This is a genomic window from Rhizobium sp. AN73, assembly GCF_030757975.1.
Lineage (GTDB): Bacteria > Pseudomonadota > Alphaproteobacteria > Rhizobiales > Rhizobiaceae > Agrobacterium > Agrobacterium arsenijevicii.
In genome coordinates, this window is the sequence record NZ_JARWME010000001.1 from 823,055 (window position 1) to 835,405 (window position 12,351).

The 12,351-nt window shown below is 59.6% G+C and carries 14 protein-coding genes; 9 read left to right on the top strand and 5 right to left on the bottom strand.

The features are described from left to right. Position 1: 1 nt before the first annotated feature. From RBH10_RS03575 to bioB, 4 genes are read right to left on the bottom strand one after another with little or no spacing between them, the layout of a single operon-like run. Positions 2–1,315 carry an adenosylmethionine--8-amino-7-oxononanoate transaminase gene (locus RBH10_RS03575; RefSeq protein WP_281039000.1) on the bottom strand — a complete coding sequence of 438 codons (1,314 nt, stop codon included), beginning with the start codon at positions 1,313–1,315 and terminating at the stop codon, positions 2–4. Next, positions 1,312–1,950, bottom strand: a complete 639-nt coding sequence (gene bioD / locus RBH10_RS03580; protein ID WP_281038999.1) for a dethiobiotin synthase — start codon at positions 1,948–1,950, stop codon at positions 1,312–1,314. Before bioD ends, RBH10_RS03575 begins: the two co-directional genes overlap by 4 nt. Next, a complete protein-coding gene (locus tag RBH10_RS03585) occupies positions 1,947–3,089 on the bottom strand; it encodes an 8-amino-7-oxononanoate synthase (protein WP_281038998.1) in 1,143 nt (380 codons plus the stop codon). The genes bioD and RBH10_RS03585 overlap by 4 nt, the downstream gene beginning before the upstream one ends. Next, the gene (gene bioB, locus RBH10_RS03590; RefSeq protein ID WP_281038997.1) at positions 3,086–4,105 is read right to left on the bottom strand and encodes a biotin synthase BioB; all 1,020 of its coding nucleotides are present in this window, start codon (positions 4,103–4,105) and stop codon (positions 3,086–3,088) included. Before bioB ends, RBH10_RS03585 begins: the two co-directional genes overlap by 4 nt. A 235-nt stretch (positions 4,106–4,340) precedes the next feature. Here bioB and RBH10_RS03595 point away from each other — a divergent pair, with 235 nt between their 5' ends. The 9 genes from RBH10_RS03595 (at position 4,341) to RBH10_RS03635 (ending at position 11,311) form a co-directional block, all read left to right on the top strand. Then, positions 4,341–4,787 carry an acetyltransferase gene (locus RBH10_RS03595; RefSeq protein WP_281038996.1) on the top strand — a complete coding sequence of 149 codons (447 nt, stop codon included), beginning with the start codon at positions 4,341–4,343 and terminating at the stop codon, positions 4,785–4,787. A 105-nt stretch (positions 4,788–4,892) separates the two neighbouring features. After that, complete coding sequence (locus RBH10_RS03600) at positions 4,893–5,792, top strand: AraC family transcriptional regulator (RefSeq protein ID WP_281038995.1); 900 nt, start codon at positions 4,893–4,895, stop codon at positions 5,790–5,792. Positions 5,793–5,910: 118 nt separating this feature from the next. Beyond that, entirely contained in the window at positions 5,911–6,843 is a 933-nt protein-coding gene (locus RBH10_RS03605) for a hypothetical protein (RefSeq protein WP_281038994.1), read from the top strand. Between the two features lie 88 nt (positions 6,844–6,931). After that, positions 6,932–7,345 carry a hypothetical protein gene (locus RBH10_RS03610; protein WP_281038993.1) on the top strand — a complete coding sequence of 138 codons (414 nt, stop codon included), beginning with the start codon at positions 6,932–6,934 and terminating at the stop codon, positions 7,343–7,345. A gap of 87 nt (positions 7,346–7,432) precedes the next feature. Then, a complete protein-coding gene (locus tag RBH10_RS03615) occupies positions 7,433–7,663 on the top strand; it encodes a hypothetical protein (RefSeq protein ID WP_281038992.1) in 231 nt (76 codons plus the stop codon). After that, positions 7,660–9,120, top strand: coding sequence for a TolC family protein (locus RBH10_RS03620; RefSeq protein ID WP_281038991.1), 1,461 nt, complete (start codon positions 7,660–7,662; stop codon positions 9,118–9,120). The genes RBH10_RS03615 and RBH10_RS03620 overlap by 4 nt, the downstream gene beginning before the upstream one ends. Before the next feature lie 14 nt (positions 9,121–9,134). Next, positions 9,135–10,484, top strand: coding sequence for a multicopper oxidase family protein (locus RBH10_RS03625; RefSeq protein WP_281038990.1), 1,350 nt, complete (start codon positions 9,135–9,137; stop codon positions 10,482–10,484). Between the two features lie 41 nt (positions 10,485–10,525). Further along, positions 10,526–11,002 (top strand): plastocyanin/azurin family copper-binding protein, encoded by a 477-nt coding sequence (locus RBH10_RS03630; protein ID WP_045015621.1) that lies wholly within the window; start codon positions 10,526–10,528, stop codon positions 11,000–11,002. Between the two features lie 24 nt (positions 11,003–11,026). After that, positions 11,027–11,311 (top strand): copper-binding protein, encoded by a 285-nt coding sequence (locus RBH10_RS03635; RefSeq protein ID WP_281038989.1) that lies wholly within the window; start codon positions 11,027–11,029, stop codon positions 11,309–11,311. Positions 11,312–11,401: 90 nt separating this feature from the next. Here the strand turns inward: RBH10_RS03635 and RBH10_RS03640 are convergent, their stop codons facing one another. After that, positions 11,402–12,238 (bottom strand): phosphatase PAP2 family protein, encoded by an 837-nt coding sequence (locus tag RBH10_RS03640; protein WP_306180420.1) that lies wholly within the window; start codon positions 12,236–12,238, stop codon positions 11,402–11,404. Positions 12,239–12,351 lie beyond the last annotated feature (113 nt).

Below are 12,351 nucleotides of genomic sequence, written 5' to 3' on the forward strand. Positions count from 1 at the left end.
GTCAGGCCTTTCGGAGACGGTTCTGGATCCCCGCCGCGCGCGATTTTACCGGAGCGGTTTCGGTCACGATCGAGGCTACTTCATCGATGGCGTCGAAGGCGTGGGTCAGGTCCTGCGCCGTCGCGCAATAGGGCGGCATCAGATAGATCACGTTGCCGAGCGGGCGGATGATGAGCCCGCGCTCGCGAAACAGTTGCCGCATGCGGGGGCCGGCTTCGGCGAGATATCCGCCGGAGGGCACCACGAGGTCGAGCGCCGCTATCGTCCCCAGCTGGCGAATGTTGGCGAAACGCCCGTCACCTGCAAATCGCCCGAGATTGGCGTGCAGGGCTTCTTGCAACTGCCCGATGCGCTGCGCCACCGGCTCATCCCGCCAGACCTGCAGATTGGCGACGGCGGCAGCGCAGGCAATCGGATTGGCGGTGTAGGAACTGGAATGGAAAAAGGTCTTGCGGCGATCGGTTGAAAAATGCGCATCGAAGATATCGCCGCTGCAAAGCGTTGCCGCAAGCGGCAACGAACCACCGGTAAGCCCCTTGGAGGTGCACAGAATATCCGGCGAAATCCCCGCCTGTTCGCAAGCGAACATGGTTCCCGTTCTGCCCCAACCCGTCATCACCTCATCGGCGATGACAAGGCAGCCGTGACGTTCGGCGATCTGTTTCAGCCCGGCCAGAACATCCGCGCCGTAAATCTTCATGCCACCGGCACCGAGCACCAGCGGTTCGATCAGCAAGGCGGCGACGCGGCTCGAACGGCAGAAGCTCTCGAACATATCGAGCGTCTCCTGCTCGCGACCCACTTGGGGAAAAGCCAGTCGGTCGACGCCGAAAAGCAGCGGTTCGTAAGCGGCATTGAATACACCACGTTCACCCGTCGACATGGTGCCGATCGTATCGCCATGGTAGCCGTGCTCCATAACCACGATGCGGTCACGCTTTTCACCGCGATTGTGAAAATAACCGAGCGCCATTTTCAACGCCACTTCCACCGAGGTCGAACCGCTATCGGAATAAAACACATGTTCCAACCCGGCAGGCGCGAGTTCGAGCAGCCCTTTGGCCAGCGTTTCAGCCGGCTCGTGGGAAAATTCGGCAAAGATGATCTGGTCGAAAGCCTCGGTCGCGGCGCGGATGGCTGCCATGATCGCCGGATGCCGATGGCCGTGGGTAATGACCCACCAGGATGAAATGGCATCGAACAGCCGCTTGCCATCCTCGTCAACCAGATAGGCGCCTTCCGCCGAGACGATGCGTTTCATCGGCGGTTCCAGGCCGTGCTGGGTGAAAGGATGCCAGACAGGGGAACGGCTCATGCCGGCACCTCCAGAAAATCAGCGAGATCGAATTGTTGGGCGAATGCCTGATGGAGCGCCTCGGCGTTCATCTCCGGCAGATGAGGCAAGCGGCCGAGCGAACGAACCCCGCCAATATCGGCGATGATGCGCTGGTTTTCCCGGTTCTCATCCCCGACGAAAACCACGCCATGCACCAGAATGGCTCGGTGCCGCAGCGCCTCGAGCGACAGCAGCGTGTGGTTGATGGTGCCGAGCGAAGTTCTGGCACACAGGATCAGTGGAATTCGCCAGCGGGCGAAGATATCGGCAAACAGCAATTTGTCGGTGAGCGGCACCAGCAGACCACCCGCGCCTTCGATCACCAGCGGCCCATCTATATCCGGCGGAAGCAGAAGCTCGGGCTCGATTGTCACGTTTTCAAGGCGGGCCGAAAGGTGCGGTGACGCAGGCATTTTCAGGCGATAGGCCTCCGGCAGGATGCGCGCGCGGGGCACGCCGCCCAGCCGCGCCACCACCTCGCTATCGGTCTCTTCATCGAGACCGGATTGCACCGGCTTCCAGTAATGGGCTTGCAGGGCATGGGTGAGTCCAGCGGAAAAAACCGTCTTGCCGATGCCCGTGTCGGTGCCGGAAATGATGAAACGAGGGTTCATCGCTCTTCCTCCATAGCGAGGGCGAGCAGCCCGATCATGGCGGCGATCTGGCTTTCATCCACATTGAGCGTGATGGATATGCGCAGACGCGCCGTACCTTCCGGTACCGTCGGCGGGCGAATAGCCCGCACATCGAAACCGCCATCGCGCATACTTGCGGCGATCTTCAGCGCACGGGCATTGTCACCGATCATGACAGGCACAATCTGCGAACCGCTGGGCGTCACGCCCAGCCGGGAGCGCAATTGTTCGCCGGCAAAGTTTATCAACTCCTCCAGTCGCGTGCGACGCCAGGGTTCGTCAGCGACGATCCGCAGGGCTTCCCGCACCGCCGCCGCCATCAACGGCGAAGGCGCGGTCGAATAGATGAAACCGCGAGCGCGGTTGATGAGGTAATTGGCCAGAACCGCAGGCAGGCTGAGTAGCGCGCCGGAGAGACCAAGCGCCTTGCCGCAGGTGTGTAGCGCCACCACATTGCCTCGGCCTTCCAGTTCGGCGGCGAGACCACGCCCGCCGGGTCCGAATACGCCGGTTGCATGCGCCTCGTCGACGACCAGGAAGCCTCCATGCTTCTCGGCAAGATCGGAAAGGGCAGCAAGCGGCGCGTAATCCCCATCCATGGAATAGAGGCTCTCGACTGCGATCCACGGCCGGCCCTTGCCGCCCGCCTGCCGCCAGTGGTTTATTTCCCGTTCGAATGCCTCGACCTGATTATGCGGTACGGCAACGGCCTTTGCCTTGCCAGCCGCAATACCGTCATGCACGCTGGCATGGATTAGTTCATCGTGGAGAACGAGGTCGTCCCGCAGCGGCAACGTGGAAAAAAGCGCGACATTGGCGGCAAATCCGCTGCCGAAATAGATCGTCTTTTCCGCGCCAAAAAATGCCGCCGCCTCCGCTTCAAGCGCTTCATGTTCCGGGTGGTTGCCGCGCAAGAGCCGCGAACCGCCGGCACCGACAGGCACACCCCTTTCGATTGCGGCGTTAATCGCCGCCTTCAGCCGGGGCGCATCGGCAAGCCCGAGATAATCGTTGGAAGTGAAGTCGACCCCCGCCTGAGGGGTGAGCGCGCGCAGTCGCGACTTGCGGTGCAGGCCGGCAAGCTTCACCTCATAGGGGGACAGCGCCGACGAGTTCACCGGGCCTCTCCCGCTTCCGCCGTTTGCAACTCCATCGGCTTCAGGCCCAGCCGCCGGAACAGCGCCGTATCGTGATCTTCGCCGGGATTATCCGCCGTCAGCAGCGTCTCGCCGACGAAGATGGAATTCGCCCCGGCCAGAAAACAGAGCGCCTGCGTCTCATCGCTCATTTCCGTGCGTCCAGCGGAAAGCCGCACATGCGAGCTTGGCATCAGGATACGTGCAAGTGCGATGGTGCGGACGAAATCGATCGGATCGACGGGATCGGCATTGGCAAGCTTCGAGCCGGGGATCGGGATCAGCATGTTGATCGGCACGCTTTCCGGCGGCACCGGCAGATTGGCAAGCGTCACCAGCATCGAAATTCGGTCATCGACCGTCTCCCCCATACCGAGAATGCCGCCGGCGCAGACTTTCATGCCGGCATCACGAACATTGGCGAGCGTTTCCAGCCGGTCCTCGAAGGTGCGGGTGGTGATGATCTCCGAATAAAAGCGCTCGGACGTGTCGACGTTGTGATTGTAATAATCGAGCCCGGCATGGGCGAGCCGTTCGGATTGCTCCGGCGTCAGCATGCCGAGCGTCATGCAGGTTTCCATGCCGAGCGCCTTGACGCCTTCGACCATGGCCACCACCGCCTCCATGTCGCGTTCCTTCGGGTTGCGCCAGGCCGCCCCCATGCAATAACGCGTCGCCCCGCCTTCCTTGGCCTTGCGCGCCTCTGCCAGCACCCGCTCCACCTCCATGAGTTTGGAAGCCTTCTGACCGGTCGGGTTACGGGCGGACTGGCTGCAATAGCTGCAATCTTCAGGGCAGCCGCCGGTCTTGATGGATAATAGGCGGCTCATCTGGATGGCGTTGGCATCGAAATGGCGACGATGCACCTGCTGCGCTTGGAACAAGAGATCATTAAACGGTAAATTATAGATAATTTTCGCCTCTGCGAGCGACAAATCCGTTTCCACAACGGGCGTTCGCACCGGATTTTGCTCAATTTGCGCGACAATCTGATCCATTCAGCAGCCTTCTCTTCAAAATAAATAGATAGAACTTCTTTTTATCTATTTTTTTTATCACGCTTTTTGCAAGGGCTTTTTTCGAGAAAAATTTCCGGCGCTGCAGATGGAAGAGAATATGCGGGATCAAATCCCCGGGTTTCGACACGGAAATTCAGCCAATGCGAACACGCTTTGTGGACAAGAGCGGAATGGCCCCATGGCGTGAAAAGCCGGTAATTGCTAAGGATGAAGCATGATTACACTTCGCTCCTCCGACATCCGCGACACGACCCGCATCCTTGAAATATGGCGCAAGGCCGTCGACGCCACCCATGATTTCCTGCACCCGGCAGATCGCATCGCGATCGAGGAAGAAGTGACGGCTTTTCTGCCTGAGGTCCCTTTAACGCTCGCGGTGGATGCATCGGATCAGCCCCTTGGCTTCATGTTTCTGCATGAAGGGCACATGGAGGCGCTTTTCATCGACCCTGACCATCACGGCAAGGGAACCGGCAAGGCGCTCGTCCAGGCAGCGCTCGCCGCACACCCTGCGCTGACCACCGATGTCAACGAACAGAACGCGCAAGCCATGGGCTTCTATCGTCGGCTGGGTTTCGAGCCGACGGGGCGCTCCGACCTCGACGGACAGGGGCGACCCTATCCGCTCGTTCATCTTCAATTTCGCGCAACGGAAAAATAAGCCGCCGGGTGCGGGATCATCGGGGAGGACCAAGTCACGAACACCATTATCCGTTTCGCAACCGAGGATTTTCAGCCCGAGCACCGTTTCGACCAATGGCGCGAGGTGCGCGGCAAAAGCCTGTTCGGCGTGACGATCGAACTGGCGCAGGACCGTCGCCACGCCTTCAAGGGTTCGTTTCAGGCACGCGCCATTGCCGGTGCTGTCGTGAGCGAAATGCGCGCGTCCTCTTACCGGGTCAACCGTACGCAAGCCGATATTGCCCGCATTGCCGGTGACAGCCTCTGCATCGGCTTGCAGGTGAAGGGTTCGGGGTTGCTGCATGCCGGCAGAGACCGGGTGCACGCCGTTAGCGGTGGCGACATCACGATCAATTATTCGGACTTGCCCTATGACGCGATACCGGGCGACGAGGCGGATTTTCACTACAAGATGCTGAAGATCCCCGTCGACTACGAAGTGATGCTCGGTCAGGCGGCCGATGACCTGTTTGCGACGCGTTATTCCGACAATACCGCCTTCTCCCGACCCTTCAGAGCGCTCTTTGATGCGCTGAACGCCGACAACGGCAGGCTCATCGATCCCGCACGCGATGTGGTGCATATCGCCCGTCTTGCCATGACGGCGCGCGGGCGGCTTTCGACCGCCATGCCGGAGGTGCGCGCCGCACTCCGCACCGGGCTTTGTTATGCGGCCCAGGACATCATGATGCGGAAAAAATCCCGGCAGACCCTCACACCTGCCACGGTGGCAAAGGAACTGGGCATTTCGCTTAGGCAGTTGCACGTCGTTTTCGAAGGCGCGGAACTGTCGTTTTCGCGCACCCTCGCCTCCATGCGTATCGAGGAAGCGCGGCGGTCTCTGCTGGAGTTTCCCACTTTGCCGATCACCCAGATCGCCTATGGCTGCGGCTTCGACAGTCTTCCAACCTTCTACCGGGTGTTCAGCAATACCTATGGCATGACACCAGGCGAAGCCCGCACTATCAGCCTGCCGAAGACATAAATTTCACCTCTGCGCGCAATGAGAAGACGCCTCATCCCGGTCCCTGTAAGGCCGATGGATCATACAATTCCACAACACCCCGCAAGAAGGGTGATGGGGCAATTCGAGGGGCGCTGCCATGACCAATTTTTTCGATTTCGCAATTTCAGGGTTACCGGATGTAACCGCATTGCGCCGCAGCTTACCACCCAGCGAAATCGACAGGCTGCTTCGAACGGAGTCTTTCAGGACGGCGCTGCGCCTGCTGGCGGGAAGTTTCATCACCCTTTACGAAGGCTCGCCGGACATGACCGTGCTTTTTGCCACGCGCCAGAGCCGGCTTCTTTGCCATGCACTGTTAGCGCTCTATTTTCAAAAACGTGACATGTGTGAGACCGCAATGGGCGAACCGACCCTGACGCGGGAAGATTTCGGCCATCTCGCGCTCCGGCATGGCCTCGCCAGCCACGATGTCGCTTATGCCTTCTTCGAAGAGGCTTTGAAACGCGGGCTGACAAGGCCGGTGAACCAATCGGGCGAAGGGCAGACCGACGAAGTAGTGCCTTCGCCGCCGACCCTGGCGATGCTCGCCCAATGGTACGACGTGCATTTTCAGGCGCTTGATCTCATCGACGAGGGGTTCAGGGCCTCAAGGTTCATCGAGCGGTCGGACACCATGCTCGCACATATCCATCCCCGCGTGACACAGGCGCTTCTCTCCAATCCGGAGGTGCGCTGCCCCGGCCCGCTTTCGATCATCTTCAACTGGTTCGATGCGGGCGGGCTGCTGATGGACCGCCTGATCGCCGGCATCGACTGGGAAAACCCACCCGAGCAGGGCAGACACCTGACCGATGTGAGAACGGTGTCACAATTGGCAGAGCCACTGGCCCTTTCCCGAAACCATGTCGCCCGCAAGCTTGCAGCGGCCGAACTGATCGGCGGCATCGGCTGGAGTGCACGCAAGGGCCGTTCCGCACTCTGGATCTCGCATGGTTTTTATGAGGAATATTCCCGCACGCAGGCGCGCAAGCTCCTCATTCTCGATGATGCCTTCATGGATATCGCATGAGGTTCGGCAACCGGCTGACGTGATATTTATCGATGGTTATAAATGATATCCATTGACAAACTCCGGGACTGCGGCTCTTCTAGAACGCATGCGTGGGATGTTGCGAACATCGAAATTGATGGCCCTGTTGTTTAGACTGGTGATGATATTGTCACTGGCAGGCTACAGCGTTTCCACCGTCAATGCCGCAATGCATGCTCCAGATGCTGCGGAAATGCAGCATACCCAATCCGCCATGATGATGGATCACGGCGCGATGATGGACCATGGCGGTTCGGCCATGATGTCCGACAATCACCATAATATGGATGCGGCAGACCACGACAGCGGCGTTAAAAAGCCCGTCAAGCAGCAATGCTGCAACGATTTCTGTCTCGGCATGGCTGTGCTGATTGCGCATGACACCCTTGGCGGCCCCGTCGTCACTTCCATCCGTTCCTTCCTCGACGACAGCAAGACCGTGGGCCAGATCCCGCTGCTTCACCGTCCACCGAATATCTGAACAGGCAAAGCCCGCCTCTCGGGCAATGATCGTGCGTGAGCGGCTTTAGCGCCCTCACGCCGTTGCATCTCCTGTTCGGACATTACCATGAATCCTATCTACATCGTGGTTGCGGCGCCCCTTTTGCTGGGCGGCTGCACAGCCACATCCTCGATGAACGAGGCCGCTTCGTATCAAGACGCGGCGAACCCGTCGCTCGGCGTCGCACCTCTGCGCTACCAGACACCGGTCACCGGTTATACGCACCGCGCCCCGGTGGACCCCAAACCCTGGCGTAACCAGAACGATGCGCAGGCTCCGAAAGGAGACGCATCATGACGATACGCGCGCTCAAACTCGCGGCCGTCCTTTCCGTTCCGCTCGTTCTTGGCGGCTGCGTCACCGCCGCCGACTACACCTCGAAGAACGCCGGCTTCACCACCGTCTCGGCCAAGACATCCGAAGCGACCGGGAAGCAGACGGTCTGGATACAGAACCGGGCCGAGGCGCAGGCAACCCAGACCCGCGTCAAGTCGCTGATGGCAACGAAAACCATCGATGTCGAGACGGCGGTTCAGGTTGCATTGCTCAACAACAAGGGCCTTCAGGCGGCCTATACGGATCTCGGCGAATCTGCCGCAACCGCCTGGCAATCGACCATGCTGGTCAATCCGAGAGTCGGCATCGGGCTGACGGGCATCGGCACGCCGGGGCTCCGGGCCTACAAGGCGATCGAGGGCGTGATCGTCACGAATATTCTGGCGCTGGCCACCCTCAAACAGAACGTCGAGATTGCCGACACCGGCTTCCGCAAGGCGCAGCTCGCAGCCGCGTTTAAGACGTTGCAGCTGGCAGCGGACACCCGTCGTGCCTGGATCACGGCGGTTGCGGCATGGGAAAATGTCGGCCAGCTGGCTCAGGCGCAGACTGCGGCGGATGCCGCCTCGGAACTTGCCAAAAAGCTTGGCGAGGCAGGCTCGCTGAACAAGGAAGGTCAGGCTCGTGAGCAGGTCTTCTACGCCGAACTGACTGGCCAGATCGCCAAGGCGCGGCTTGAGGCCCGCCTTGCGAAGGAAGAACTGACAAGGCTGATGGGCCTTTGGGGAGGAGATATCGAATACGCCATCCCCAACCGTCTGCCGCAGCTTCCAAAAGATCTCGCCAAACGCGACATGATCGAGGCGGAGGCGCTGCAACGCCGCGTTGATCTGCAGATGGCGAAGCTCGATCTGGAATCGACCGCCCGGTCGTTCAAGCTCACCGAAGCCACCCGATATGTCACCGATCTCGAGCTTCGTTCCGGTTTCGAGACCGAACGCGAGCGCGATGAAGACGCCATAAACAAGCAGACGACGGGCCGCGCAGAGCTGGAATTCGTCATTCCGATCTTCGATTCCGGTCGGGCAAGAATGCGGGAATCCGAACTCTCCTATATGCGCGCGGCAAACCTGCTGGCGGAAAAAGCGGTCAATATCCGCTCCGAAGCCCGCTCGGCCTATCAGGCCTATCGCTCGAACTACGATATCGCCCGGCACTATCGCAACAGCGTGGTGCCGCTGCGAACCAAGATCGAGGAGGAGTCGCTGCTGACCTATAACGGCATGCTCACCAACACCTTCGAACTGCTCGCCGACAGCCGCGAAAAGGTCAATTCGAACCTGCTCGCCATCAATGCCAAACGTGACTTCTGGCTCGCGGAAGCTGGCCTTGCTCCCGCCATTTATGGCGGCGGCGCGGGTACGGCTGGCGGAGAGACCGAAGTTGCCGCCGCTGGTGGCGGCGGTGGCGGACATTGAGAAAGGAAACGACCATGTTCAATAGAAGAAACTTTTTGGGCGTCGGCGCCGCGATGGTCTCCACGGCCGCCTGGGCAAAAACATCGAATAGCAGCCTGCCGGAAGCAGCCGTGATGGAAACGGCCGCGACCCAGGCGCCGGTCAAGCCCACCACCGGCCCTGATTACAACCCGGTCGTCACCCTCAACGGCTGGACCCTGCCCTTCCGGATGAACAATGGCGTCAAGGAATTCCACCTTGTCGCCGAGCCGGTGGAGCGCGAAATGGCGGAGGGCATGATCGCCCGCCTCTGGGGCTATAACGGCCAGTCTCCCGGCCCGACCATCGAGGCCGTGGAAGGCGACCGGGTGCGCATTTTCGTCACCAATAAGCTGCCGGAACATACGACGATCCACTGGCACGGCATGATCCTGCCGTCAGGCATGGACGGCGTCGGCGGCCTGTCGCAACCACACATCCCCGTCGGTAAGACCTTCGTTTACGAGTTCGATCTCGTGAAGTCGGGCACCTTCATGTACCACCCGCATTCGGACGAGATGGTGCAGATGGCGATGGGCATGATGGGCTTCTTCGTCATCCATCCGAAGGACCCGGCATTCATGCCTGTTGATCGCGACTTCGTGTTCCTGATCAACGCCTTCGACATCAACCCCGGTTCCTATGTGCCGAAAATCATGACGATGACGGATTTCAATCTGTGGTCATGGAACAGCCGGGTGTTTCCGGGCATCGATCCGCTGGTGGTTTCCAAGGACGACCGGGTGCGTGTACGGGTCGGCAACCTGACGATGACCAATCATCCGATCCATATGCACGGTTACGATTTCGAGGTGACCTGCACCGATGGCGGCTGGGTGCGGCCCGAGGCGCGGTGGCCAGAGGTCAGCATCGACATCCCCGTCGGCGCGATGCGGGCCTATGAATTCGACGCCAAATATGTCGGTGACTGGGCAATCCATTGCCACAAGTCACACCATACGATGAACGCAATGGGGCATGACGTCCCGACCTTCATCGGCGTCGACAAGAAAACCGTCACCGAAAAGATCCGCAAGGTCCGGCCGGAATATATGCCGATGGGCACCGCCGGCATGGCCGATATGGGCGCGATGGAAATGGAAATCCCCGAAAATACCGTTCCCATGATGACCGGCTGGGGGCCCCACGGCCCGATTGAAATGGGCGGCATGTTCTCCGTGGTGAAGGTTCGCGAAGGCATTTCCGCGGGCGATTACTCGGACCCCGGCTGGTACCAAAACCCGCCCGGAACTCAGGCCTGGGAATGGACCGGCGACGTGCCGGATACCCAAAAGACCAATGATCCAAAAACACAGATCACGCCGAAACCGATGAAACACGGCTGATCGTGCACACCACAACCCCCACAGAACCAAGGAAAAACGCAATGACCAGACTGAAACTTGCACTGCTTCTCACCGCTCTTGCCACGCCCGCCTTCGCCTCCGGCACCCACGGCGGCGGCCATGAAGCGATGGCGATCGGCGAACCCGGTGAAAAATCCAAGGTAACCCAGACCATCCAGGTGACGATGAAAGAAACACCTGACGGCAAGATGCTGTTCACCCCCGCCAAGTTCGAATTCAAGAAGGGCAAGACCGTGCGTTTTGCCGTGAAGAATGTCGGCGAGCTGGACCATGAATTCATTCTCGACGAACAGAGCGCCAATCTGGAGCACAAGGCCGCGATGGCGAAGGCCCCGGAAATGGAACACGACAATCCGAATGCGATCAGCCTTGCGCCGGGCGAAAGCGGCGAAATCATCTGGAAATTCACCAATGACGGCATGTTCGAATTCGCCTGCCTGAAACCCGGACATTACGAGGCCGGCATGCGCGGCGATCTCAAAGTTTCGGCAAAGTAACCCATCGACAAAAGGAACCTGACCATGAAGACGATCGTTAAAATCACCGTAGCAGCCGCACTGTTGCTTGCCGCTCCCTTCGGCGCATTCGCAGAGGAATTCACCAAAGGCACGGTGAAGAAGGTGGATGCTGCGGCCAAGAAAGTCACCATCATCCATGAGGAACTGAAGAACCTCGACATGCCGGCCATGACGATGGTGTTCCGCGTCAAGGACGACGCCCTGCTCGCCAAGCTCAAGGAAGGCGCGAACATTGAGTTCGTCGCCGAACGTGCGGACGGCAAGCTGGTCGTCGCCCAGGTGAAGTAAGGCAATCTCAGCCTGAGCATGCCCGTGCCAGACCAACAGGCACGGGCATGTGCGATTTGAGCAGGCGGCGGCCGATCCCCGAACACAAATTCATTGCTCGGGGCATGACCTTTGTTCGGCGCCATGCCGTGTTCCCATGAATTTGCGCAGAAACGCAGCGTCGATCGCGTCCCCATGCTTCGTGAACAGCCGATGCAGTGAAAGGAACACGGCGAGCATCAGTGGCCATGCAATCAGCACATCGGAGAGGAAGTGGGCGCCCATGGCCACCCTGTTCAATGAGCAAAGCACGATGAACGGCATCAAGATCGCTGTCACACTCAGGCGGAATTTTTCCGGCAGCAGGATGATGAAAGCCAGCAGGGCGATTGCGGAAGCGCTTTCGCCGGATGGAAAAGAGCAATTGCGCGTGCAGCTGCCATCAAGGGAAAGAACGGGTGTAAAAAACAAATCCGCTCCGAATTCACTGATATGTCGCGGTCTGGCCCGACCGAACAGGTTCTTCAGGACGTGAACGGTAGCACCCGGCCCCAGCGCATAAAAGGTGAGAATAAGCAGCAATTTGTGAGGACGGACTGCCCGCCGCAAGCCAGAGACAAACGGTATGACAAGGAGCAGGCAGACAAGCCCGGACAATAAAATAGCGGGAAGCGCGCGGTTCAGATCGCGGACTGAAACCAGGAATTGATCCTCGCCAAGACGAAAACCGTCTGTCCAGAACCAGCGACTGGCGTCGAGATCGATATCCGGCCTGACGGTGAAGAAGACCATCATTGCCAGCGTGGACGAAAGCGCGAGCAGGGACGGGCTGCCGGAAACCCATGCGAAAGTCTGGCGCGCCGTGTCGATGACGGCAAAGCGGAACTTTGGCTTTTCGGGCCGGCTTGGCCATTTCTGTTCGGTTTTGTGGGAGAGATACTGGTGCATGGCCAGCTTTCTTCCGCAGAAATGTCAAGGTTCTGCGGAGGTCCCCCCAAGACTGAGGAGGAAAAGCGTGCCTGCAGCATCTATCTCGGGCGACGACTCTTGCCCGGCGCTTT

Excerpts from the sequence above, each read along its gene's own strand:
- RBH10_RS03575 (WP_281039000.1), bottom strand. The coding sequence starts at position 1,315 with ATGAGCCGTTCCCCTGTCTGGCATCCTTTCACCCAGCACGGCCTGGAA.
- bioD (WP_281038999.1), bottom strand. The coding sequence starts at position 1,950 with ATGAACCCTCGTTTCATCATTTCCGGCACCGACACGGGCATCGGCAAG.
- bioB (WP_281038997.1), bottom strand. The coding sequence starts at position 4,105 with ATGGATCAGATTGTCGCGCAAATTGAGCAAAATCCGGTGCGAACGCCC.
- RBH10_RS03595 (WP_281038996.1), top strand. The coding sequence starts at position 4,341 with ATGATTACACTTCGCTCCTCCGACATCCGCGACACGACCCGCATCCTT.
- RBH10_RS03605 (WP_281038994.1), top strand. The coding sequence starts at position 5,911 with ATGACCAATTTTTTCGATTTCGCAATTTCAGGGTTACCGGATGTAACC.
- RBH10_RS03610 (WP_281038993.1), top strand. The coding sequence starts at position 6,932 with ATGCGTGGGATGTTGCGAACATCGAAATTGATGGCCCTGTTGTTTAGA.
- RBH10_RS03615 (WP_281038992.1), top strand. The coding sequence starts at position 7,433 with ATGAATCCTATCTACATCGTGGTTGCGGCGCCCCTTTTGCTGGGCGGC.
- RBH10_RS03620 (WP_281038991.1), top strand. The coding sequence starts at position 7,660 with ATGACGATACGCGCGCTCAAACTCGCGGCCGTCCTTTCCGTTCCGCTC.
- RBH10_RS03625 (WP_281038990.1), top strand. The coding sequence starts at position 9,135 with ATGTTCAATAGAAGAAACTTTTTGGGCGTCGGCGCCGCGATGGTCTCC.
- RBH10_RS03630 (WP_045015621.1), top strand. The coding sequence starts at position 10,526 with ATGACCAGACTGAAACTTGCACTGCTTCTCACCGCTCTTGCCACGCCC.
- RBH10_RS03635 (WP_281038989.1), top strand. The coding sequence starts at position 11,027 with ATGAAGACGATCGTTAAAATCACCGTAGCAGCCGCACTGTTGCTTGCC.
- RBH10_RS03640 (WP_306180420.1), bottom strand. The coding sequence starts at position 12,238 with ATGCACCAGTATCTCTCCCACAAAACCGAACAGAAATGGCCAAGCCGG.